The sequence below is a fragment of the Pallidibacillus pasinlerensis genome (genome assembly GCF_009996845.1).
Taxonomy (GTDB): Bacteria; Bacillota; Bacilli; order Bacillales; family Caldibacillaceae; genus Pallidibacillus; species Pallidibacillus pasinlerensis.
Map to the genome: position 1 here is coordinate 1 of NZ_JAACYS010000020.1, position 22,799 is coordinate 22,799.

Sequence of the window (22,799 nt, forward strand, 5' to 3'; positions counted from 1 at the left end):
ATTAATGTTGTACAAAATATACTAGTATAGAAAATGTTGAGGAGGTACTTCATTGAATACGCTATTTGTTATTATAAATATTATAATCTTACTAGCCCTTATTGTTGGCTTATTTATGATGCAGAAGAAACATGTTTCATTTTCAAAACGTGTTTTTGCTGGTCTAGGACTCGGGCTTTTATTCGGTGTTATTATTAATTTAATTTATGGAACCGATTCTTTTGTAACTGAACATACGATTGAATGGTTCAATATCGTTGGTTCTGGTTATGTGAAATTACTACAAATGGTTGTAATGCCGTTAATATTTGTATCCATAGTTGGAGCTTTTACTAAAGTTACTTTATCCAAAAACCTAGGAAAAATCAGTTTTTACGGTATCGGAATATTAATTTTAACAACAGGAATTGCGGCTGCAATTGCCATCGCAACAACTGTAGGATTTGGTTTAGATGGAATGGAGCTACATGAAGGAGAAGCGGAAAAAGCTCGAAATGAAGCTCTTGCTGAACGAGCAGCAATGGTTGAAGATTTAACAATTCCTGAACAAATCTTATCCTTCTTCCCGTCTAATCCATTTGCAGATTTAACTGGATCTCGTCCAACATCGACAATTGCGGTAGTTATTTTTGCAGCGTTTATCGGTATGGCCTATTTAGGGGTAAAACGGAAACAGCCTGAACAAGGTGAATTTTTCAAGAAAATTATTGATGCCTTATATGCCATCGTAATGCGAATCGTAACATTAGTATTACGTCTAACTCCTTATGGTGTATTAGCATTAATGGTAAAAGTAGCTGCTACTAGTAATTACGCAGCAATTATCAATCTAGGGAAATTCGTCGTTGCTTCATATGTAGCCCTAATTGCGATGTTTATTGTGCAATTATTATTAATTTCTTTTGCTAAATTAAATCCAATTACGTTTGTGAAAAAAGGAATGCCGGCGTTAACCTTTGCGTTTACATCTCGTTCAAGTGCAGGTACATTGCCACTGAACATTAAAACACAAACAGATGGTTATGGTGTTTCTGAAGGTGTAGCAAACTTTATCGGTCCATTTGGTTTATCGATTGGTCAAAATGGTTGTGCAGGAACGTATCCTGCAATGTTAGCGGTTATGGCTGCACCAACAGTAGGCATCAATCCACTTGACCCAGGGTTTATCGTATCACTTATTTTAGTTATTATGATTAGCTCCTTTGGTGTAGCAGGTGTTGGTGGTGGAGCTACTTTTGCTTCTTTAATTGTTTTATCTGTCTTAAACTTACCGGTTGCGATTGTTGGGTTGTTAATTACTGTCGAGCCACTTATTGATATGGGACGTACTGCATTGAATGTGAGTGGAAGTATGATGTCAGGTGTACTTACTGGTAAAATTACTGGTGAATTAAATGAAGAAGTATACAATGATAAAAATAGTTTAAATGAAGTCGTGGAGGCATAAAAAGTAGACGCAATTAATAAATTTTTATAATGCCTAAAAAATAATAAATAAATTGAGTAAAAAAGTAAAAGGACTGCCAGTCAGCAGTCCTTTATTTATGCACTTAAGTTTTCTAAAACCCCTTTAATTAAACTCACAAATTTTTCTCTTGCCTTAGCTGCCACATCTATCACTTCTTGGTGACTAAGTGGAGTCTCTAATATTCCACTTGCCATATTTGTTAAACAAGAAATACCTAACACTTTCATATTGCTATGGGCAGCAACAATTACTTCCGGTACAGTAGACATACCGACCGCATCGGCACCTAACGTACGAATCATACGGATTTCAGCAGGTGTTTCATAAGTTGGACCTGTCCACCAAGCATAAACCCCTTCATGTAAAGTTACATCTTTTTCTTGAGCAACTTGCTGAGCAATAGCTTGTAGATCTTTATCATATACTTGGGAAAGATCAGGGAAGCGTGTACCAAGTTCATCATTGTTCGGTCCGATTAATGGATTCGCACCTGTTAAATTAATATGGTCTGTAATTAACATTAAATCGCCAGGCTCGAAATCTTTATTAACAGCACCACAAGCATTAGTAATAATTAATTTTTCAATACCTAACGCTTTCATGACCCGAACAGGGAAAGTTACTTCATCCAAAGTAAATCCTTCATAATAATGGAATCGACCTTTCATTGCTGCGACAGTTACACCCATTAAGTCACCAATCACTAGTTCATTCGCATGACCAACTGCACCGGATTGGGCAAAGAAAGGAATTTCGTTATAAGGAATATTTACCGGATTTTTAATTTCATCGGCAAGGGAACCTAAGCCAGATCCTAAAATTAAACCAACCTTTGGTTTCGCATCGGTTTTGCTTGCTATGTATTGTGCTGCTTGATTAATCTCTTGAATGTTATGCATGTATGTAAACCTCCATTTATTGCAATTAAAAATTGCAATCCATTATTTTCCTATCCATATAGAGTTTAATGAAATAAATTTTGTTTGTAAATAGTTAAAAGAATAGGAATGTAAAATGTGTCTATATTCCAGTTCAAAATTGCCTAGCACATTTATTCTTTATTATCCCCATAATTATTATACGGAAAAACTTATAATTTTATTCACGAATAGTTGTTTTTCTAGTCTGAAAATTATTTATATTGTATAATTAATTTGTAGTTCTAAGAGTGTGACTTTTTGTTGCCTTTTTTATATGTAAAGGGGGATATAATATGTCAAGATTTTCTGGAGCAATTGCTGTTGTAACAGGTGCGGGAAGTGGCATTGGTGAGGCAACAGCAAAACGGTTTGCTGAAGAAGGGGCAAAGTCATTCTTGTTGGCCGGACGTTGGAAAAGTTAGAACGAGTAGCAGCAGAAATAAATGAACAAGGTGAAAAAAGTGCCTTTCCTTTTGTTTGTGATGTAACCGAAGAAAAAGATGTGAATCTTTTAAAAGACTATATTGTAAACGATTTCAAAAATTTACATATTTTAGTGAACAATGCCGGTGGAATGGAAAATTCAACAATACAAGAGACAACATATTCAACTTGGGAACAAATGCAAAATGTAAATTTAAATAGTGTTTTCCTCGTTTCAAAAGTATTAGGAAAAATAATGATTGATCATCCAAACCAAGAGAATATGGACCGCACCATCATTAACGTTTCATCTCTATCTGGTCATAAACCAGGTGCGAAATTCCCACATTATAGTGCAGCAAAAGCATCGGTTTTAAATTTAACAAGGGCATTAGCCTTTGAGTACGGTCGTTTTGGAATACGTGTGAATTCAGTTTCACCTGGTTTTGTTGAAACCCCACTCATAGGCGATGCGATGGAAAACGAACGCTTTATGAATGCGATTAAGAAACGAATTGTTATGCAACGCTTAGCAAAACCGGAAGAAATAGCAAATACGATCGCCTTTTTAGCTTCAAATGAAGCATCATACATTACAGGTGCTGATTTACTTGTTGATGGCGGTTATTTGTTAACGTAATAGATTAGTAAATGTAAAGGGAGGTAGAGTAATGTGTATGTTTTAAAGTTTACTGATATTGGTGAAGGACTTCATGAAGCGGAAATTTTAAAATGGTTTGTCAATGCAGGCGATACGGTAAAGATTGATGATCCAATTGTTGAAGTGCAAACAGATAAAGCTTCCGTTGAAATCACCTCTCCGAAAAGTGGTGTCATTAAAAAGAGGAATGGGGAAGAGGGCGATACCATATATGTTGGAGATACTTTAGTCGAAATTGAACTTCAAAATGAGTCAAGCTCTGTATCAGCACCGACTACCAAGCAGAAAACTGACCAAGAACAAACCTCAAGTTTATTGGAAAAATATCCTCATTTAAAAAAGTCACCCATGGAAAAACGCATCATTGCAGCACCAAGTGTGCGTAAATTAGCTCGAGAAATGAATATTGATTTAAATGAAGTGCAAGGTTCAGCAAAAAATGGTCGTATAACAAAACAAGACGTACTGAACTTTGCAAATCGAAAAGAAGGACAACCAGTAAAAGTACAACAACCAACACCACCTTCGCCACATGAAGATACTCAAGATGAAATAATTCCAATTCGCGGCTTACGTAAAAAGATTTATGAAAATATGGTTAAGTCTGCATTCACAATCCCACATACGACGGGAATGGATGAAATTAATGCAGATCGTCTAGTTCAATTTAAAGAAGAACTAAACAAGTTTTCATCGTTAAAAATTACATACTTACCAATTATTGTAAAAGTCGTCGTTGATGCATTAAAACGAAATCCAATTTTTAATTCGACAATCGATGAAGAAAACGGAAATATTATATTGAAAAAACAATACAATATCGGGATTGCAACGGCCACATCAAAAGGCTTAGTTGTACCAGTTATCCATAATGCCGACCAAAAATCGATTGAAGAAATTGCAGTGGAAATTGCGGAGTTATCTCAAAAAGCTGAAGAAGGAAAATTGAGCCTAAACGAAATTCAAGGGGGTACCTTTACGATTTCAAATACGGGTATGAAAGGCGGGTTTTATGCGACACCAATAATTAATTATCCTGAAGTAGCAATTTTAGGTATCCATTCAATTAAAGAAAAACCAGTGATATTGCCAAACCGAGAAATTGGCATCGGTAGAGTGATGGGCATGAGTCTATCTTTTGATCACCGAATCATCGATGGTGCGCCTGCAGGTATGTTTATGAATGATATAAAAACGTTGTTAGAACATCCGGAAAAATGGATATTAAATGCAAGATAGGGGGGACTGAGTATGTTTAATGAAAACGAACTAACATTTACACAAGTAAAAATGTTAGATGAAGAAGGAAATATTATTGGTAATCCTACTATTACAACATCTGATGAACAGTTACGGGAAATGTATGAATGGATGAAAAAAGCAAGAATACTAGATCAAAAGCTTCTCAGATTACAAAGGCAAGGACGACTTGGTACATATGCTCCATTAAGTGGACAAGAAGCAGCACAAGTTGGGAGTGCTTATGCATTAACGAAAGAAGATTGGGTAGCACCGAGTTATCGTGACCATGCAGCGTCAATGGTACATGGTCTTCCATTAGAACAAATTATTTCCTATAGTAAAGGACATTTATACGGTGGAAAAATTCCAGAAGGATTAAGGATTCTTCCAGTGCAAATTATTATTGCTGCTCAAACACTTCATGCGACGGGAATCGCTTATTCTTCAAAATATAAAGGAGAAAATAGTGTAGCTATTACATATTTCGGTGACGGTGCCACATCTCAAGGAGACTTCCATGAAGCATTAAACTTTGCTTCTGTCTTCAAACTACCTGTCATCTTTTTCTGTCAAAATAACCAATATGCCATCAGTGTTCCACTTGAAAGACAGATGGCAAGTAAAACGATTGCGCAAAAAGCGGTAGCATATGGTATGACAGGTGTACAAGTTGATGGGAATGATATTTTAGCAGTTCATGAAGTGACAAAAGAAGCGATTGAACGGGCAAGAAATGGAGAAGGTCCAACGTTAATAGAAGCAGTGACATATCGTTTCGGTCCACATACAACTTCCGATGATCCAACAAGATATCGTTCAGAAGAAGAGGTAAAACAATGGTCACAACAAAAGGATCCGCTTATTCGCTTAAGAAAGTATTTAGAAAATAAAGGATTGTGGGATGAAACGAAGGACAACCAATTAGAAGAAAGCTTCAATGATGAACTAAACGAACTCATCGACGTAATTGAAAGTAAGCAAATCCCGACTGTGGATGAAGCCTTTGATTATGTATACGAAAACAAACATGACCTCTTAGTAGAACAACAAGAAGAGGCAAAACGATTCTTGGCTAACGGTGGAGGTGAATAAAATGGCGGAAATGACAATGATTCAAGCAATCCGGCAAGCACTTGAAATAGAAATGAAACGTGATGAGCGCATCGTCTTATTAGGTGAAGATATCGGTAGAAACGGTGGCGTTTTCCGTGTAACCGACGGACTCATTGATCAATTTGGTGAACATCGCGTTATCGATACTCCCCTTGCTGAGTCATCGATTATTGGTACAGCTGTCGGAATGAGTTTGAATGGGTTACGCCCAATTCCAGAAATTCAATTCTTTGGGTTTGTTTATGAAACAATGGACCAAATAGCAAGCCAAGCTGCTCGCATGCGATTCAAATCGGCTGGGAGATACAATGTTCCGATTGTCATTCGTAGCCCTTATGGTGGCGGGGTACGAACACCAGAATTACATTCCGATAGTTTAGAAGCTTTGTTTAGCCATACACCAGGAATTAAGGTTGTCATGCCGTCAACACCATATGATGCGAAAGGATTATTAATCGCGGCGATTCGTGATGAAGATCCGGTTATCTTTTTAGAGCCGATGAAACTATATCGTACAATTAAAGAAGAAGTTCCTGAAGAAGCGTATGAAGTGCCGATTGGAAAAGCGAAAGTGGTAAAAGAAGGGTATCATGCAACGATTGTCGGTTTCGGTCCGGTTATGCCACTATTGAAAAAGATTGTAGATGAATACGAACAAGAAGGCATTCATTTAGAACTTATCGATTTACGTACGGTAGCACCGATAGATATTGATACGATTCTAAAGTCCGTTGAAAAAACAGAACGTCTTATGATTGTCCATGAAGCGGTGAAAACGAACGGAATTGGTGCTGAAATTGCCGCTTTAGTAAGTGAAAAAGGAGTCTTTTCCTTATCAGCACCGATTCTTCGTGTAACGGGTTACGACACACCATATCCAGTCGGAACAATCGAAGATGATTGGCTTCCAAATCCTAAGCGAATCAAAGCTGCAATTCATGAATTATTAAGTTACTAATAAACGTAACGGCAAGCTTTGTGCTTGCCGTTTTTACAATAATCCTTCTTGTTCAAATAAATAGTCATATGGTATATCTAGAAAAATAAATAAGTCGTCCGAGATTGGATATGAGTACGTCCGTATTAGTTCATATCGTTCAATATCTGTATATAAATCGGATAAAATCCCTTTCTTTTCTAAATTCATCCGGGCAATGTTTTCAAAAAAGAAAGGTCGCCAACTCCAGTTTTTCATACGTTCGTTTTGTACGAGCTCCCAAGTTCCATCTTTCAGTTTTATCGCATCAGCTGAAACTTGAATCCCCATATCATTACATACATAAACGCGAAAGGCAAAATCGGAACATTTTTTTCCAATATGTAAAATTAAATCATCATAGTTTTGATCTATATCCACGGTTTGTAAGATTGATTTAAATAGACGATGGATATTTTTTGTCAATTGTAATTGAGCTTTTACTTTTTTTCGCTCATGATTGATGAACAATTGAAAATGTTTTTCTAATTTAGCTTTACAACAATTTATATCAACAAAATGAGGTTCGGGACGGTGTAAAAAGTTCCCTTGATAAAATTGTCCACCGTTTCGCCATGCGTAATTTAATTGATTATATGTATTAATCCCTTTAAACATTAAGGATGCACCGATTTTTCTAGCAAATAAAGAAAGAGAGTGATGAACATCTGGAAATAAATGAGGGAGATCTTCATCATTTAAAAAGCCAGCGTCGACTTTAATTATATTTGGTTTCAAAAGGGCTAAACGTTCTAAGTTCCCATTTTGTTCACCGGTATCATCAATTGCAATTTTTATACCGAATGATTTCATGTATTGGAACACTTTTTCAATCGATTCTAACTCGTCATAAGAAAATTCATCTTTTATTTGGATAACAATTTTATTTAGATTTAAGTTTCGTTCTGAATAGCTTTGTAATAATTCTATTAAGTTTTCGCCACGATCTTTATATAATATTTTTGCTTCATATTTAAATAGTAAATTAGCTGAAATTTTGTTGTTTAAATAGTAATTTAGTGAACTATGAATTACATGATTGATAATTTCCAGGAGATATTCTTCAGGAATAGATGGATCCTTAAAAAACCAGTCAAGGTTTTGAATTGTTCCATCTTGCTCTTGGAAAAATGCGCTGACTTCATAACCCGTTACTAATTGAGTATCAGCAGAGATGATTGGTCGATAGTAAGGAATGATTTTATCTTGATTAAGTAAGATTTCAACAGGATCCATATTTACACCTCCTTCATCCATGATAACATTTTATGTCGAGATAACAATATCCTTTAAAATGTACCAGGATTTTATGTGAATATGTAAATTCCTATTTTTCTTCTTATATATTTGTTAAAATATGGATGTTAATTATTGATAAATAGTAATAGAGAAACAGTAAGGTATAAGTTAACTGTACACTAGATGAAGTAAATCCATTTAGTTAAACAATTACTATTATTCTTGGGGGATTAAAATGGGGGTAACAAGAAAGCTTGTTTTTTCTTATTTACTAATTGTTTGTTTTATTATTATTCTCGGAGTGAGCTCTTTTTACGGTCTTTGGAATATTGCTAAAAATGGCAACGAAATGTATCGTAATCGAGTCATTCCTCAAGGAGAAATATCCCAACTAACACAAATGATGGAAAATACAAATGTACAAATGTTAACATCCGTTCTTTATGAAGGCGAGTCCTTTGCTCAAACAGCAAAATCCAGTTTAACAAACATTGAGGGTATCATTGAAAATTTAGGGAAATATTCAATGGAAAGCGATGAACAAGAGTATCTAGAATCGATTAAACAAGATTTTGAAGTATATAAAGGGCATATTTTAGACACAATACAATCCATTGAAAATCGAAATTTTTTTGAAGCAAAACATATGTTACATAGGAGTAATCCTTCATATAACCGGTTAAGTGTAAATTTAGAATCATTACAAAGTTTAAACCGTGAATATGCCGAAGCTTTGAATGCATCGAATAGAGACATATATGAAAAAGTGTTACTGTTAATTGTTGCGTTAAATATTATTGCAATTATTTGTGCTGTTACGATTGGAATTTTTATGGGTCGATCAATCGGACTTCCACTTAAAAAGGTAACAAAGCAATTGCAGAAAATTGCAAAAGGGGATTTAACAGGAAGAACGTTAGAAGTAAAACGGAAAGATGAAATCGGATTACTTATTTCAGCTACAAATGAAATGAAAGAAATTCTTCATAATTTATTAAATGATATATTTAAAGTTTCCGAAACTGTCAAATTACATAGTAGTGAGCTTAGACAAGCATCAAATGAAGTTAATGAAAGTTCGAATCAAGTTGCCTCAACGATGCAAGATCTCACTTCAGGGGCTGAGACGTTAGCTGTGCATGCACAAGAATTGGCGCAAGGAATGGATCATTTTGTTACTGAAATTCAAGATACAAATGAGAAGAGTGAATTTATCAAAACTTCATCTCTTGAAGTGTTGAAACTTGCTGATGAAGGTAAGAAAACAATGGATTCCTCTGAGGAACAGATGGGATCAATTAATGAAATTGTAAAAGATGCGGTTGGAAAAGTCGAACAGTTAGCGAATCACACTCAAGACATTTCCAAATTAATTACAATCATTAAAAAGGTTTCGGAACAAACGAATTTGTTAGCATTGAATGCAGCTATTGAAGCTGCCCGTGCTGGTGAACATGGAAAAGGTTTTGCGGTAGTGGCAGATGAAGTAAGAAAATTATCCGAACAAGTTGCCTCATCGATAAAAGAAATCACAAGTATTGTTGAGAAAATACAAGGTCAATCAAGTGCGGTTAGTGAATCTTTAAAAAATGGTTATGTTGAAGTGGAACGAGGGTTTGTTTTAACAAAAGCTACATCTGAAGCTTTCAGCGAGATCAATAAATCGATAACGAATATGGTTGTAAACATTGAAGAAATTGCGGAAAAGTTAGCAAGTATCACAGTTGGTAGTAAAGATATGAATGAATCAATTGAAGAAATCGCTGCAATAGCAGAGGAATCTGCAAGTGCTGTTGAACAATCATCTGCAAGTACACAACAAATTAATAGTTCAGTAGAAGAGGTGGCTGGTCGAGCAAATGGACTTGCTACACTATCAGAAGAATTAAATAGGCATGTAAAAAATTTTAAATTATAATTGCAGATTCAAAAGGGCTAACATCCATTAGGAAGTAGCCCTTTTTCAATTATACTAATAAATCTTTATTAATATCGTTTTTCAATATTTCGATTACTGCTTTATTTTGTTCCATCGTTCCCATGGAAATACGGACACCATTTGGCATTGGACGAACGATATATCCTTTTTCAATTAACTTTGTAAATACAGCTTGTGGATCTTTTGTATGAACGAAAATAAAATTCGTTTGTGATGGATAATAAGATACACCTAAAGTTTCCAATTCTTGTTCAAATAGTTCGATTCCTGTTCTCGTTTCTGAAACCGTATGTTTAATGAACTCTTGGTCATCTAATGCAGTAGCTGCAGCAACTTGAGCAATAGTGGAAGTATTGAACGGTAGGCGACCAATATTAAGTTTAGCAATTAAAACTTCATTACCGACAGCATAGCCAATTCGTAGGGAAGCTAGTCCATAAGCTTTTGAGAATGTTCTTAAAACAATTAGGTTATCGTAATTTTTAATTAATGGAACTGTTTCCGGATAATCTTCAGCAACAACATATTCATAGTACGCTTCATCTAGTACAACTGTTACATATCCTGGTACTTTGTGTAAAAAGCTTACTAGTTCTTCTTCTGTTACATAAGTTCCAGTTGGATTATTTGGATTACAAATCCAAACGATTCTGGTTTTTTCATCTATCGCTGATCTAATCCCTTCTAAATCAAAGCGACCATCGACAAGCGGAACTTCACGAATTTCCGCGCCTTCAATAACGGCATGATGTTTATATTGCACGAAAGTTTGGTTCGCCGTTACGATGTTATCCCCTTCACATAATAAGACACGGCTTAAAATTTGAATGACTTCATCAAGTCCTGCACCGAATAGTAATTCATTTTCTTTCACTTGTAGATGTTGAGCTACTTTTTGGCGAATGATTTCGGCATTACCATCTGGGTAAGTAGCAGCTTCTTTAAGCGCTTCTTGAACAGCTTTAGCAATTTTTGGTGAGCAACCGAAGGCATTTTCGTTTGATGCAAGTTTAATAACTTCATCAACATTGTATTCTTTTTTGATTTGCTCTGGCGATTTACCTGGTTTGTACGGTTGGAGTTGTAAAATTCTTTCTTTCATTAATCAAATCCCTCTTTTCTGAAGTTTTTTCATGTAAATATGCAAAAAATCCCTACTGAAATACAGTAGGGACGAATCATACGCGGTACCACCCTAATTGTGAAAATACTTTCACCACTCATGTTTATAACGGTTTTCACCGTCTTTTCCAATAAGGAAATAATAGAAAAAGATGCTCAAGGACTGTAATTCATGTTTTATCTATGTACTGATTTGCATCAACCATCAGCTTTCTAAAACAGGGAGATAAACACTACTAAAATCCTCTCAAATTGTTAGAAATATTATGTAATTGATTATAGTTTGATTTGAGGAAAGAGTCAATATTAATTTTGACTGAACAAGATTAATTAGTAGAGCTTAAATAATGACTTTTATCATTGAATAAAAGTCATTTGTTTAAAAGGTGATTATTTTATAATTTGATGGTCACTTTTTTCGTCGTTAAGCGAATAAACCAGATAACGACTATGCTTAAGATAATGGAAGCGATGATGAATGTCGAATTAGATAATTGAATACTATCAACTCAAACATCATTCACCACCTAGTTGTAATGTGATGTATTACAGTTATACACATGTGTGTATAAGTGTATAACTGAAAAGTCAACAGTTCTTTTGACATAAATCTAAAAATAGTACTAAAATGAGTTAGGATGGAGGTATAACATTGAGAGAGAAAAAAATATTTACTAAAGATTTCATTATTTTATTTTCTGCTAGTTTTTTTGTAGCACTAATTTTTTATTTATTGATGACTTCATTTGCCCTTTATACAGTGGAGCGATTTGCGGCTTCTGAAAGTGAGGCCGGATTAGCTGCTAGTATTTTCATTATTGGTGCTTTATTTGCTAGATTGTTAGCGGGTAAATATATTGAAGTAATCGGCCGGAAAAAGTTATTGTACGGCAGTCTCATCTTATATTTAGTTGCAATTTTATTTTACTTTTTGGCAAACAGTTTAAGTTTATTATTAATTATCCGCTTTATCCATGGAATGGGCTTTGGTGCTTCTACAACAGCGATGTCTACAGCTGTAATGGATATGATTCCTTATGAACGAAAAGGAGAAGGGACCGGTTATTACACTCTTAGTTCTGTCTTCGCAACTGCGTTAGGCCCATTTTTAGCTTTGTACTTAACGCAAAACTATGACTTCCAAACAATTTTCATCATCTGCACTATCTTTACTGTATTTAGTTTGCTTCTTTCCTTATTTGCTAAAATCCCTGAAGCAGAAATCTTTCGAGAAAAATTGAAAAAACAAAAATCTGGATTTCACATCCAAGACTTTATTGAGATGAAAGCATTACCGATTTCTTTTATGATGGTTATTATCGGAATTGCCTATGCAAGTATTGTCTCGTTTATTAACGTTTATGCAATCGAAATTCAATTACAAGACATTGCAAGTTTATTTTTTATTGTTTATGCGATTGTTCTATTATTCACAAGACCGATTACTGGTAGACTACTAGATTTAAAGGGAGATAATATCGTCATTTATCCGGCAATTATTTTCCTAGCCATATGTTTAGTTTTATTAAGTCAGGCCGAAAATGGAATTGTCCTTTTATTATCGGGTGCCTTTTTAGCATTAGGTTTTGGGACACTCGTTTCTAGTGGACAAGCTATTGCTGTGAAGGAAGCACCGAAGGAAAGGGTAGGTCTTGCCGTTTCAACTTTTTATATTTGTTTAGACGGTGGCGTCGGGATTGGACCATACTTGATCGGTTTTATTATTCCGTTTGTAGGATTTCGAGGCATGTATTTCATATTGGCATTATTCGTCTTTTTAACTGTAATTCTTTATTACTTTTTACATGGAAAAAAAGCAGCAATGAGAAGGAAAAAACAGTTACAAGAAGTGTCTTAGTGTAGAGAGGGAGGCTGTTCAATGGGCAGTCTCCTTTTTTATTTTTATCAACTAATTTTTTCGAATCAGTACCTTGTTTTAAACAGTACTGTATGATATATTATTTTTCAAGGTAACAAATATACATCAGTACTATATAATATATAGTACCAAACTTAGTATGGTGGTGAAAAGATTGAACATCCAATTTAAAAAAGGTGTTTTAGAATTGTGTGTGTTAGTTTTACTAAATAAAAAGGATTGTTATGGATATGAACTTGTTCAAAAGATATCGGATCAAATTGATATATCGGAAGGGACGGTCTATCCGTTATTAAGACGGTTGAACAAAGAGGGCTATTTTACGACGTATTTAAAAGAGTCGACAGAAGGACCGCCTAGAAAATATTATCGCTTGACTGATGAAGGAAAAGCATATCTTAATGAATTGCTAAATGAATGGGATGCTTTTACGAAAGGTGTTAATGAATTAATAAAGGAAGGTGCTAAAGGTGAATAAAAGTCAATTTTTAAATAAATTAAATGTGGAGTGATATCTTAGAATTCATATATTTTATAATTTTGAAATAGTGAGGTATTTTGTATGAACGTATTAGTTGTAAAAGGAAACAATCGACCAGCTTCAGAAAGTGTCTCAAGTAAGATGTACGAAACATTTTTAGAAGCAATTAAAGACAATAAGCAATTAAATGTAACTATATATGATGTATTTGCTGAAGATATGCCATACGTTGGTCAAGACTTATTTAATGCCTTTGGCAAATTGCAAAGCGGTGAAGAATTATTAGATATTGAACAACGTATTTTAGCTGCAAAACAAAAAGCCAAAGATGCTTTTTCCAAAGCTGATGTTATCGTATTTGTTTTCCCACTATGGAATTTAACAATTCCAGCTAAGCTACAAACGTTTATTGATTACATTTGGGAAGCAGGATATACGTTTAAATATGATGAAAATGGTAATCTTGTTCAATTAATGAAAGATAAAAAAATCATTTTATTAAATGCACGTGGTGGTATTTACTCTACCCCAGAAACAGCACCAATGGATATGTCCGTGAATTACATGCGCACTGCTTTTGGTGGCCTTTTCGGTATGGAAATCATCGCCGAAGTTATTATCGAAGGTCATAATGCTGACCCGGCTCGTGCTGAGGAAATCATTGCTGAAGGGTTACAAAAAGTAACGGAAGCTGCTAAAACACTTGAATTACAACTAGCTTAAAAATGAAGGCCAGAATCGTTATTATGTTTATACATAATGATTCTGGCCTTTTTGGTACAGAGGGGCGGGTCCGGTGTTTCATTTTGAAAATGCAACGAGGGACCTGTCCCGGTGTATCACATTATTGAACAACAAGAACTAAGTCTTCTGTTTTTGCTTTTCCTCTTGCTTTTAAAATGTTGTAGCAAACAACAGAGATAATAGCTGGAATGATTACACCAACGACGATGTACATACTTAATACCCATACTCCTTGGTTTGCTAAAATGTTTAATGGTGCGATCCAAGAGTTAAGTCCTAATCCTGCAAGCTGATATGGAACTTGGAAGTTGAACATAACAGTTGCGATTGGTGCACAAACAATTGCTGAAATAAACGGTCCGATGGCTGTCCATGGATTTTTTACTAAGTTTGGTACTTGTACTTTTGGTGTTAAAAATCCTTGTGCGATGTTGGCACCAAGGTTATTTTGTCTAAAGCTCATCGCTGTCCAACCAGCAAATTGTGCTGTACAACCGATTAATGCTGCGGCACTTGAAACTGGATCAAGTTGTAATGCGATAGCAATGGCAGCGGATGAAGCAGGAGACATTAGGAAAATACTCCAAACTAAAGATATTACAATAGAACCGACAATTGGTGAACCAGCGACAGATGTTGCGATAAACGCGCTTAGTGTATTAAGAAGCGGTGTGATAACTGCAGCTAATCCTACCCCAATTACCCCACCGACAAATACAGCAGAGAATGGAATTGCAAGCATATCAAGTTGTGTTTTACCTGTAACTCTCTTACCGATCCATACAGTAATTAATGCGGTTAACGTTGCACTGATCGGCTGACCGGTTGTAAGAACCCAACCTGTCTCAGTTAATGTCATCGCCCCCGCACCAACTGTTGCTGTAGCCATTGCACTAAAGATAACCAACGTATTCCCACCTAATTGATAAGCAATACCAGCACCAATAGCTGGAGCAAGCATTAATTGTGCTACTTTTCCAATCTGTAAAAATCCTTCCCAACCAGTGAATGTTCCAATTGTTTCAATGAGTAGACCAATCCCTAAACAAACTAACACCGCATTAGCTAAACCTACAGCTGCTTTATAAGTTCGATCTACAATATATTCTTTACTCCAGCGTTTCATTGATAATACCTCCTATGTGTTTTTTTGTTTTAATTGAGTAGTAATCTAAAAAAATGCTATAGTAAAGCTTTAGTTTAAAAGAGTAAAATGATAATAAAAAAACCTATCCGTTTTTGGATAGGCGCTGTGTTTATATTGCTTGAGCGCCTACAGGGTAGCACAAGTAGGACTCAAACAATAACCGATTTTTTTGGTTAATTGTTTCAGTCCTACTAATGAATAATAATAATGTTTTCTAATTGTTTAAGTTGGTTCGTTTTCATGAGGAAGATCTCCTTTCGATTTATTTTTGTTTTTTTAAATTGAATTTATATTATAATTATTATTATATATTGTCAATTATTTTTATTTTAAAATATTAAATGTTGTTATTTTGGAATAAAAAACAAAAATATAAATGAGCACTAAGTCAGCAATATCATTATTGGTATCGGTTTCAATTCCTTGTGTATCATAAGGTAAAAAAAGCTTTGTTTTTTATAACATTTTATTTACGTTCGAATATTAATTTTTTTTTAAAAAAATCTTGGTAGATTTATAATATATAAATATATTAATTTGTGATTAAATATTTAAGTAACAAGAATTCACCCTTGACAATATATTGGGAATTATATAATATAATCTTAAAATTGATTTGTATAACGCTATGAAGAAGAAGAGTAGTCGATTGAAACACTATAGAGAGCTGGTGGTTGGTGAAAACCAGTGTGGGGAGATCGATGAATGGGCTTCTGAGCTCCAAACCGAACCATGGATTTTCATGCAGTAGGCTTTGGCGAAAGTGTCTCATCGTTATCTGAGACAGTGACTAAACAATCTATGTTGTTTAGTCATGTCAAAGTGAGCTGCATTCAGCTAATAAAGGTGGTACCGCGGTCCCTCGTCCTTTACGGATGGGGGACTTTTTGCATTTTACAATTGTTTGTGAATTCGACTAAATACTTACGTTAAGTTAAAAAATTTAATATTCTAACTCGATGAGCAAGAGAAGTAAGTGACTCTGAAGCGTTCCAGAGAGCTGGTGTTGGTGGGAATCCAGTACGTGAATGGTTACCGAATGGACTTGCGAGAGACTTCCTGAAAGAAATATTTCGAGTATGGAAGTACGTTTTCCGGCGTTACACGGATAGGATATAAGGATTTTGGAAAATCCCGTATCCGAAAGAGATGAAAAGGAAGGACTATGCTTTCTTTTCAATAGAGGTGGCACCGCGGTATACAATCGCCCTCTACGAACACATGATACGTGTGTTTGTAGAGGGCTTTTTTCATTTTAAAAAATTTGGAGGTGTATTATGACAAAGTTTTATAAATTAGTTACGGTTAAGGCAGGTTCATTAACTCCGATTGATCTTTTTGAGAGATTGAATGGAAAGAAGAAATTTTTACTTGAAAGTACTTTTCTCCACGAACAAAAAGGAAAATATTCATTTATCGGTGCTGATCCATATTTAGAAGTAATCAGTGAGGGAAAAGAAACGATATTAAGAAGCGTTGATGGTCATGTTGAAAGATTAAAACAGCATCCACTAAATTTTTTGAAAAGCTATTTTCCTAAAATCGAAGTCAATCTACCAATCCCTTTTTACGGGGGTGCAATTGGCTACATTAGTTACGATACAATTCATCATTTTGTTTCCATTGGTGAAGCAAAAGTAGATGAAATTAAGATGCCTGATGTTCATTTTATGTTATACAAATCGGTCATTGTTTTTGACCATGAAGCAAAGTTGATTTCTTTCATTACGTTAAATTTAGATGGTGAGCCTGAAGATGTGTTGGAAAAAAGATTAGCTGAACTACAAAATGTATTAACTAGAAAAACGGTGGCTAACAGAAAAGAAACATGTTAAATCGATTTTCAATTCACAATGACTGAACAACAATTTAAAGAAAAAGTAGAAATTATCAAACAGCATATCGAAAACGAAGAAGTTGCCCAAGTCGTGTTATCACAACGGATGAAAGGAAAACTTGAAGGTGATTCCTTTACATTTTATTTGAAATTAAGGGAAGTAAATCCGTCACCATATATGTTTTACATTGACTTTGAAGATTATCAAATACTCGGAGCTTCACCGGAGAGTTTAGTTCAAACGAAAAACGATGAAGTAATTACAAATCCAATTGCCGGAACAAGGCATCGTGGCATGTCAGTGGCTGAAGATAAAGCATTAGAAAAAGAGCTGTTGACCGATAAAAAAGAATTAGCTGAACATGATATGCTCGTTGAACTAAGTCGCAATGATTTAGAACGTGTTTGTGAAGCGAGTTCAATCCACTCGCCAACATATATGAAAATTGAAAAGTATCAACATGTTATGCACATTGTTTCCGAAGTAAGAGGGAAATTGAAAGAAGATTTTACTAGTATTGATGCTTTGTTAGCTTGCTTACCAGCAGGAACTGTATCAGGAATGCCAAAAATACGGGCAATGCAGATTATCAATGAACTGGAAGAACAGAAACGAGGCGTTTATGCAGGAGGAATTGGCTATATCAATGTTAACTTAGACATTAATTTCGCTTTAGCCATTCGTTCGCTTGTAATAAAAGATGGTTTAGCCTATTTACAAGCTGGAGCAGGAATTGTTAAAGAGTCTGATCCAACTTTTGAATATAACGAAACATTAAATAAAGCTAGATCCATTATGGAAGTAGCGAAGCAAATTTCAGTTAAAGGATAAAACTTAGGTTTGGAAAAATGGAAAATTAAAGAAAGGGGATGCAAGTATGAAAATTTATTTAGAAAAATTAATTGCTGGTTCGGATTTGAGTTATGAAGAGATGAAGGGAGTAACCGAGTATTGCATTAACGAGGCGACGGATTCAGAAATTGCGGCTTTATTAACAGCGTTACAGGCAAAGGGAGAAACTGCCGATGAAATTGCCGGTATCGTCGATGTCATATGTGCTAAGTCGACCTTTAAAACAACTCCGATATTAAATGCCATTGATAATTGCGGAACAGGTGGAGATAAATCCTTTAGCTTTAATATTAGTACAACGAGTGCTTTCGTTCTGGCTGGTGCTGGTGTGACTGTTGCAAAGCACGGCAACCGTAGTGTGACAAGTAAATCGGGGAGTGCGGATGTTTTAGAGGCTTTAGGTGTTTCTATTACTCTATCAAATGAACAAATTGAAGAATTATTACACGAAAATAAAATTGCCTTTTTATTTGCACCAAATGTTCACCCTTCTTTAAAGCCCTTTACTAAAGTTCGCCGTGATTTAGGTATTCGAACCGTATTTAATGTAATCGGTCCTTTAGTAAACCCGGTTGATCTTGATACGCAATTTTTAGGAGTTTATGACAAATCGTTATTACCTATGCTTGCGGAAACTCTGAAAAAGCTTGGCAGAAGAAGAGCTATGGTTATAAACGGTGCTGGTGGATTGGACGAGGCGACATTAGCTGGAGAAAACCATATAGTCTTTTTACACGAAGGCAACGTTACTACCTATACACTCCGTCCGGAAGATGTCGGCTTACCATATTACGCGATAGAAGAAATCCGAGGCGGCGACGCAAAGCGAAATGCGGAAATTTTATTACAAGTGTTAAATGGTAAAATTGGTCCCCATTATTATACCGTACTTCTGAATGCAGGATTAGCATTATTTACAAGTGGCAAGGCGGAAAGCATTCGCGATGGAATTAGACTTGCTGAAGAAAGTATTCAATCCGGAGAGGCTCTGAAGCGATTAGAAAAACTCGTTGAATATAGTACAAATTTAAGCGGGGTGGTATAAGTGACAATATTAGATAAGATTATTGCTGAAAAAAGAAAAGAAGTAGCTGAATTAAAGAAAAAGAACATAGAGCCAGTTATTGAAAAAAGAGTGCCGATGTTTAAAGAAAAAGTGAAACAATCAAATCAAATGAATATTATTGCAGAAATTAAACGGGCATCACCATCTAAAGGTGAAATTGATGCTAGTGTTGACCCTATTGCGAGAGCGAAACAATATGAAAAATTAGGAGCTGCTGCCATCTCAGTTTTAACTGACCAACGATTTTTCAATGGCTCAATGGATGACTTGCGACAAGTTAGGGAAGCGGTAGATATTCCAATTTTATGTAAAGATTTTATAATTGATCCGGTTCAAATAGATTATGCGAAAGCAAACGGTGCCAATATTATTCTTCTTATTGTAGCTACCCTGTCACAAGATGAGTTAGCTGAGCTATATCATTATGCAAAAGGTTTAGATTTAGAGGTGCTTGTTGAGGTGCATAATGAAGAAGAAATGAAACGGGCGTTAGAGTTGAATGCTGAAATCATTGGGATAAATAATCGGGATTTAAAAACGTTTGACGTTAGTCTTTCAACAACCGAAAAATTAGCTTCAATGATTACAAATTCGGACACAATTTTAGTTAGTGAAAGTGGGATGAAAATAAGAGCGAACGTTGAATTAGCAAGGGATGCTGGTGCAAAGGCAATTTTAGTAGGTGAAACATTTATGTTAGCTGAAAACTTAGAAGAGAAGTTCCAAGAATTTCAGGTTGAATTATCGAAAAGTTCAGTGAAATGAGGTGGAGGAGCGAAGAACTATGTTAGTTAAAGTTTGCGGGATTCAAACAAGAGAAGCAGCTGAGGTAGTCGTTCAGGAGGGGGCAGATTTTATTGGCTTTGTATTTGCCGAAAGTAAGCGGAAAATTTCTCCTGAGCAGGCTACCGAAATTGCTAGCGGATTGCCTAACCAAGTAAAAAAAGTCGGTGTTTTTGTAAATGAACAGCCGAAGCGGATGATTGAAATTGCAAAACAAGTTGGATTAGATTATCTCCAATTACATGGAGATGAACCGGCTGAAGTTGCTCGAAAGTTACCATTTAGAGTAATAAAAGCATTTGCGGCAGATTCATCTAATCTTGAAAACATTCAAGATTATCCTTGTGATTATTACTTGATCGATAGTCCAGCTGGCAAATATCGAGGTGGAAGTGGAAAAACGTTCAATTGGGAACTAATTGAGGAACTAAAACTTGATCGAAGTAAGTTAATTTTAGCCGGTGGTTTAACTGTGGAAAATGTACAACAAGCAATTAAAGTGGTTCATCCAATTGGTGTAGATGTTTCAAGTGGTGTAGAAACGAATGGTGAAAAAGATGTTTTAAAAATAAAACAGTTTATTAAAAATGCGAAAGAAGGAGATAGAAAATGACAACATATACGTTGCCAGATAAAAGAGGAAAATTTGGACCATATGGAGGTCAATTTGTTCCGGAACTTTTAATGCCTGCCTTAATCGAATTGGAAGAGGCTTACGAAACAGCGCAAAACGATCTACAATTTCAAAAAGAGTTACGTTATTATTTAAAACAATATGTTGGAAGAGAAACTCCATTATATTTTGCCGAACAGTTAACGAAGCATGTCGGTGGAGCGAAAATTTTCTTGAAGCGAGAAGATTTAAACCATACAGGTGCCCATAAAATTAACAATACGATTGGGCAGGCTTTACTAACAAAACGGATGGGGAAAAAGAAAGTGATTGCGGAAACAGGGGCAGGTCAACATGGCGTTGCCACCGCTACTGTGAGTGCTTTATTTAATCTCGATTGTATCATTTTTATGGGAGCAGAAGATATTGAACGTCAAAAACTCAACGTTTTCCGGATGGAATTGTTAGGAGCGGAAGTACGAAGTGTTCCGAATGGAAGTGGGACGTTAAAAGATGCGACAAATGAGGCTTTACGTTACTGGGCAAGTCATGTTAACGATACCCATTACATTATCGGTTCAGCAGTTGGCCCCCACCCATTTCCGAAAATGGTCCGTGATTTTCAATCGGTAATCGGTATGGAAACGCGAGAACAAATATTACAACAAGAAGGAAAACTACCAGATGCCGTTATAGCTTGTGTCGGAGGTGGCAGTAATTCGATTGGCATGTTTTATCCGTTCGTTGAAGATGATGAAGTTAAGCTATATGGAGTTGAAGCAGGTGGCTTAGGGATTGAAAAAGGTCAACATGCTGCTGCGATTACAAAAGGGGAAAAAGGAATTTTGCACGGATCTTTATCAAAAGTGTTGCAAGATGATGCGGGACAAATAAAAGAAGCCTTTTCTATTTCAGCCGGTCTTGATTATCCTGGAGTTGGGCCGGAACATAGTTACTTACACGAAACAAATCGGGTCACTTATGAATCGGTAACAGACAAAGAAGCTTTAGAAGCATTCCAACTTTTATCAAAAACAGAAGGAATTATTCCAGCGTTGGAAAGTTCCCATGCGGTGGCTTATGCGGTTAAATTAGCAAAAGATATGTCCCCAGATGAAACGATTGTAGTTTGTTTATCAGGTAGAGGCGATAAAGATGTTGCTCAAGTGCAAAAACGATTGGAGGTAGAATAATGGGAAAAGAGCGGATTGAGAAGGTTTTTAAAGAAAAATTGGCTAACAGAGAGAAGTTATTTGTTCCTTATATTATGGCTGGAGATGGCGGGTTAGATATTTTACAGGAACGAATTCAGTTTTTAGAAGATAGTGGAGTTTCTGCTATTGAACTTGGTATTCCGTTTTCGGATCCTGTTGCCGATGGACCGACGATTCAAAAGGCAGGCTTGCGGTCTTTAAAAGAAGGAACAACGTTGAAGGGTGTGTTAGAAAAATTAAAAGAATTTAAAGAGGAGACAACGGTTCCGATCATTATTATGACATATATTAATCTAGTCTTTCGGTACGGTTTAGAAAAATTTGCCGAAGATGCTAGAGTAGCAGGAGTAGATGGTGTTATTATCCCCGATGTTCCTATGGAGGAAGAGGATCTCGTTACCGAGTATTTGAAGCGGAACGATATTGCCTTTATTCGACTTGTAGCATTGACAAGTTCTGAAGATCGTATAAAAGAAATTGCTCGTCGATCGGAAGGATTTTTATACGCTGTGTCTGTTATGGGAACTACAGGGTCACGAAAAACCCATGAAGAACAAGTAGAAGATTATTTGAAAAAGTTAAAGGAGTATAGTTCTGTACCTGTTTTAGCCGGATTCGGTATCTCAAGTGTAGAGCAAGCACGAAAGTTAAGCGCACATTGTGATGGTGTTATTGTTGGTAGTCGCATCGTTGATTTATTCCATGAAGGAAAAGAGGAGGAAGTCAAAGCATTGATTCAAGGAAGTATTCAAAAATTAGAACCAAGTCATCAAGAGTAATATGGCTTGGTTTATATGATTAAGTTGGTTTTATTTTGCTTGAAAAATAGTTGAGGTGGATTCGCTCATTATTCAGTTATTATCGCTCATAATGTTGTGGAATTCGCTCATAGGAAGCAATATCGCTCATTGTTTGAAATAGTCGCTCAAAAAATGGGGCAAATCGCTCAAAAGTTATTGGGTTTCGCTCATAAAATTTGGAAAATCGCTCATAAACAAGATCAAATTCACATAAAGGTGTCTAATTTCAATATGTGTTAGACTGAAAATTTGATAGAATGTGCGATTTTTTATTATAAC

The 22,799-nt window shown here is 35.6% G+C and carries 19 protein-coding genes, 1 pseudogene and 3 other annotated features; of the genes and pseudogenes, 16 read left to right on the forward strand and 4 right to left on the reverse strand.

Features of this window, described 5'->3' with window-relative positions; translation table 11 throughout:
* The first annotated feature begins 52 nt into the window (after positions 1-52).
* Complete coding sequence (locus tag GW534_RS06185; RefSeq protein ID WP_161920190.1) at positions 53-1,447, forward strand: L-cystine transporter; 1,395 nt, start codon at positions 53-55, stop codon at positions 1,445-1,447.
* Between the two features lie 95 nt (positions 1,448-1,542).
* Here the strand turns inward: GW534_RS06185 and GW534_RS06190 are convergent, their stop codons facing one another.
* A complete protein-coding gene (locus tag GW534_RS06190) occupies positions 1,543-2,367 on the reverse strand; it encodes a purine-nucleoside phosphorylase (protein ID WP_161920191.1) in 825 nt (274 codons plus the stop codon).
* A gap of 314 nt (positions 2,368-2,681) precedes the next feature.
* On the opposite strand from GW534_RS06190, the pseudogene GW534_RS06195 reads away from it, so the two are divergent.
* The 4 genes and pseudogenes from GW534_RS06195 (at position 2,682) to GW534_RS06210 (ending at position 6,785) form a co-directional block, all read left to right on the forward strand.
* Positions 2,682-3,451, forward strand: a pseudogene (locus GW534_RS06195) (SDR family NAD(P)-dependent oxidoreductase).
* Between the two features lie 33 nt (positions 3,452-3,484).
* On the forward strand, positions 3,485-4,711 hold the full coding sequence (locus GW534_RS06200) for a dihydrolipoamide acetyltransferase family protein (protein WP_161920192.1): 1,227 nt from the start codon (positions 3,485-3,487) through the stop codon (positions 4,709-4,711).
* A 12-nt stretch (positions 4,712-4,723) separates the two neighbouring features.
* Positions 4,724-5,806 carry a pyruvate dehydrogenase (acetyl-transferring) E1 component subunit alpha gene (pdhA, locus tag GW534_RS06205; RefSeq protein WP_161920193.1) on the forward strand — a complete coding sequence of 361 codons (1,083 nt, stop codon included), beginning with the start codon at positions 4,724-4,726 and terminating at the stop codon, positions 5,804-5,806.
* A 1-nt stretch (position 5,807) separates the two neighbouring features.
* Positions 5,808-6,785 (forward strand): alpha-ketoacid dehydrogenase subunit beta, encoded by a 978-nt coding sequence (locus GW534_RS06210; RefSeq protein WP_161920194.1) that lies wholly within the window; start codon positions 5,808-5,810, stop codon positions 6,783-6,785.
* Between the two features lie 33 nt (positions 6,786-6,818).
* Here the strand turns inward: GW534_RS06210 and GW534_RS06215 are convergent, their stop codons facing one another.
* Positions 6,819-8,039 carry an EAL domain-containing protein gene (locus GW534_RS06215; RefSeq protein ID WP_161920195.1) on the reverse strand — a complete coding sequence of 407 codons (1,221 nt, stop codon included), beginning with the start codon at positions 8,037-8,039 and terminating at the stop codon, positions 6,819-6,821.
* Positions 8,040-8,277: 238 nt separating this feature from the next.
* On the opposite strand from GW534_RS06215, the gene GW534_RS06220 reads away from it, so the two are divergent.
* Positions 8,278-9,960 (forward strand): methyl-accepting chemotaxis protein, encoded by a 1,683-nt coding sequence (locus GW534_RS06220; RefSeq protein WP_161920196.1) that lies wholly within the window; start codon positions 8,278-8,280, stop codon positions 9,958-9,960.
* A 49-nt stretch (positions 9,961-10,009) separates the two neighbouring features.
* On the opposite strand, the gene hisC is transcribed toward GW534_RS06220, so the two are convergent.
* Complete coding sequence (hisC, locus tag GW534_RS06225) at positions 10,010-11,083, reverse strand: histidinol-phosphate transaminase (RefSeq protein ID WP_161920197.1); 1,074 nt, start codon at positions 11,081-11,083, stop codon at positions 10,010-10,012.
* 64 nt (positions 11,084-11,147) lie between these two features.
* Positions 11,148-11,362, reverse strand: a binding site (T-box leader).
* A gap of 393 nt (positions 11,363-11,755) precedes the next feature.
* Between hisC and GW534_RS06230 the strand changes: the two genes are divergently transcribed.
* The 3 genes from GW534_RS06230 to GW534_RS06240 all read left to right on the forward strand — a co-directional run bounded on the left by GW534_RS06230 (position 11,756) and on the right by GW534_RS06240 (position 14,186).
* Entirely contained in the window at positions 11,756-12,961 is a 1,206-nt protein-coding gene (locus tag GW534_RS06230) for an MFS transporter (RefSeq protein WP_161920198.1), read from the forward strand.
* Between the two features lie 175 nt (positions 12,962-13,136).
* Entirely contained in the window at positions 13,137-13,460 is a 324-nt protein-coding gene (locus GW534_RS06235) for a PadR family transcriptional regulator (protein ID WP_161920199.1), read from the forward strand.
* An 84-nt stretch (positions 13,461-13,544) separates the two neighbouring features.
* Positions 13,545-14,186 (forward strand): FMN-dependent NADH-azoreductase, encoded by a 642-nt coding sequence (locus GW534_RS06240; protein WP_161920200.1) that lies wholly within the window; start codon positions 13,545-13,547, stop codon positions 14,184-14,186.
* 121 nt (positions 14,187-14,307) lie between these two features.
* Here the strand turns inward: GW534_RS06240 and GW534_RS06245 are convergent, their stop codons facing one another.
* Positions 14,308-15,333, reverse strand: a complete 1,026-nt coding sequence (locus GW534_RS06245; protein WP_161920201.1) for a PTS transporter subunit IIC — start codon at positions 15,331-15,333, stop codon at positions 14,308-14,310.
* Positions 15,334-15,973: 640 nt separating this feature from the next.
* Positions 15,974-16,227 (forward strand) — a binding site (T-box leader).
* Positions 16,228-16,304: 77 nt separating this feature from the next.
* Positions 16,305-16,569, forward strand: a binding site (T-box leader).
* 62 nt (positions 16,570-16,631) lie between these two features.
* On the opposite strand from GW534_RS06245, the gene GW534_RS16760 reads away from it, so the two are divergent.
* Genes GW534_RS16760 through trpA form a run of 7 tightly spaced genes read left to right on the forward strand, consistent with a single transcriptional unit; the run spans position 16,632 to position 22,499 of the window.
* On the forward strand, positions 16,632-17,189 hold the full coding sequence (locus GW534_RS16760) for a hypothetical protein (protein WP_312854635.1): 558 nt from the start codon (positions 16,632-16,634) through the stop codon (positions 17,187-17,189).
* Between the two features lie 18 nt (positions 17,190-17,207).
* Positions 17,208-18,023, forward strand: coding sequence for an anthranilate synthase component I family protein (locus tag GW534_RS16765; RefSeq protein WP_312854636.1), 816 nt, complete (start codon positions 17,208-17,210; stop codon positions 18,021-18,023).
* A 46-nt stretch (positions 18,024-18,069) separates the two neighbouring features.
* The gene (trpD, locus tag GW534_RS06255) at positions 18,070-19,089 is read left to right on the forward strand and encodes an anthranilate phosphoribosyltransferase (protein ID WP_161920202.1); all 1,020 of its coding nucleotides are present in this window, start codon (positions 18,070-18,072) and stop codon (positions 19,087-19,089) included.
* Positions 19,090-19,875, forward strand: a complete 786-nt coding sequence (gene trpC, locus GW534_RS06260) for an indole-3-glycerol phosphate synthase TrpC (RefSeq protein ID WP_161920203.1) — start codon at positions 19,090-19,092, stop codon at positions 19,873-19,875. It abuts the gene before it with no gap.
* 19 nt (positions 19,876-19,894) lie between these two features.
* Positions 19,895-20,506, forward strand: a complete 612-nt coding sequence (locus GW534_RS06265; RefSeq protein ID WP_161920204.1) for a phosphoribosylanthranilate isomerase — start codon at positions 19,895-19,897, stop codon at positions 20,504-20,506.
* A complete protein-coding gene (trpB, locus tag GW534_RS06270) occupies positions 20,503-21,699 on the forward strand; it encodes a tryptophan synthase subunit beta (protein ID WP_161920205.1) in 1,197 nt (398 codons plus the stop codon). The genes GW534_RS06265 and trpB overlap by 4 nt, the downstream gene beginning before the upstream one ends.
* Positions 21,699-22,499, forward strand: a complete 801-nt coding sequence (gene trpA / locus GW534_RS06275) for a tryptophan synthase subunit alpha (protein ID WP_161920206.1) — start codon at positions 21,699-21,701, stop codon at positions 22,497-22,499. The genes trpB and trpA overlap by 1 nt, the downstream gene beginning before the upstream one ends.
* The last annotated feature ends 300 nt before the right edge of the window (positions 22,500-22,799 follow it).

Coding starts and splice junctions, on each gene's coding strand:
- GW534_RS06190 (WP_161920191.1), bottom strand. CDS start 2,367: ATGCATAACATTCAAGAGATTAATCAAGCAGCACAATACATAGCAAGC.
- pdhA (WP_161920193.1), top strand. CDS start 4,724: ATGTTTAATGAAAACGAACTAACATTTACACAAGTAAAAATGTTAGAT.
- GW534_RS06210 (WP_161920194.1), top strand. CDS start 5,808: ATGGCGGAAATGACAATGATTCAAGCAATCCGGCAAGCACTTGAAATA.
- GW534_RS06215 (WP_161920195.1), bottom strand. CDS start 8,039: ATGGATCCTGTTGAAATCTTACTTAATCAAGATAAAATCATTCCTTAC.
- GW534_RS06220 (WP_161920196.1), top strand. CDS start 8,278: ATGGGGGTAACAAGAAAGCTTGTTTTTTCTTATTTACTAATTGTTTGT.
- hisC (WP_161920197.1), bottom strand. CDS start 11,083: ATGAAAGAAAGAATTTTACAACTCCAACCGTACAAACCAGGTAAATCG.
- GW534_RS06240 (WP_161920200.1), top strand. CDS start 13,545: ATGAACGTATTAGTTGTAAAAGGAAACAATCGACCAGCTTCAGAAAGT.
- GW534_RS06245 (WP_161920201.1), bottom strand. CDS start 15,333: ATGAAACGCTGGAGTAAAGAATATATTGTAGATCGAACTTATAAAGCA.
- GW534_RS16760 (WP_312854635.1), top strand. CDS start 16,632: ATGACAAAGTTTTATAAATTAGTTACGGTTAAGGCAGGTTCATTAACT.
- GW534_RS16765 (WP_312854636.1), top strand. CDS start 17,208: ATGACTGAACAACAATTTAAAGAAAAAGTAGAAATTATCAAACAGCAT.
- trpD (WP_161920202.1), top strand. CDS start 18,070: ATGAAAATTTATTTAGAAAAATTAATTGCTGGTTCGGATTTGAGTTAT.
- GW534_RS06265 (WP_161920204.1), top strand. CDS start 19,895: ATGTTAGTTAAAGTTTGCGGGATTCAAACAAGAGAAGCAGCTGAGGTA.
- trpB (WP_161920205.1), top strand. CDS start 20,503: ATGACAACATATACGTTGCCAGATAAAAGAGGAAAATTTGGACCATAT.
- trpA (WP_161920206.1), top strand. CDS start 21,699: ATGGGAAAAGAGCGGATTGAGAAGGTTTTTAAAGAAAAATTGGCTAAC.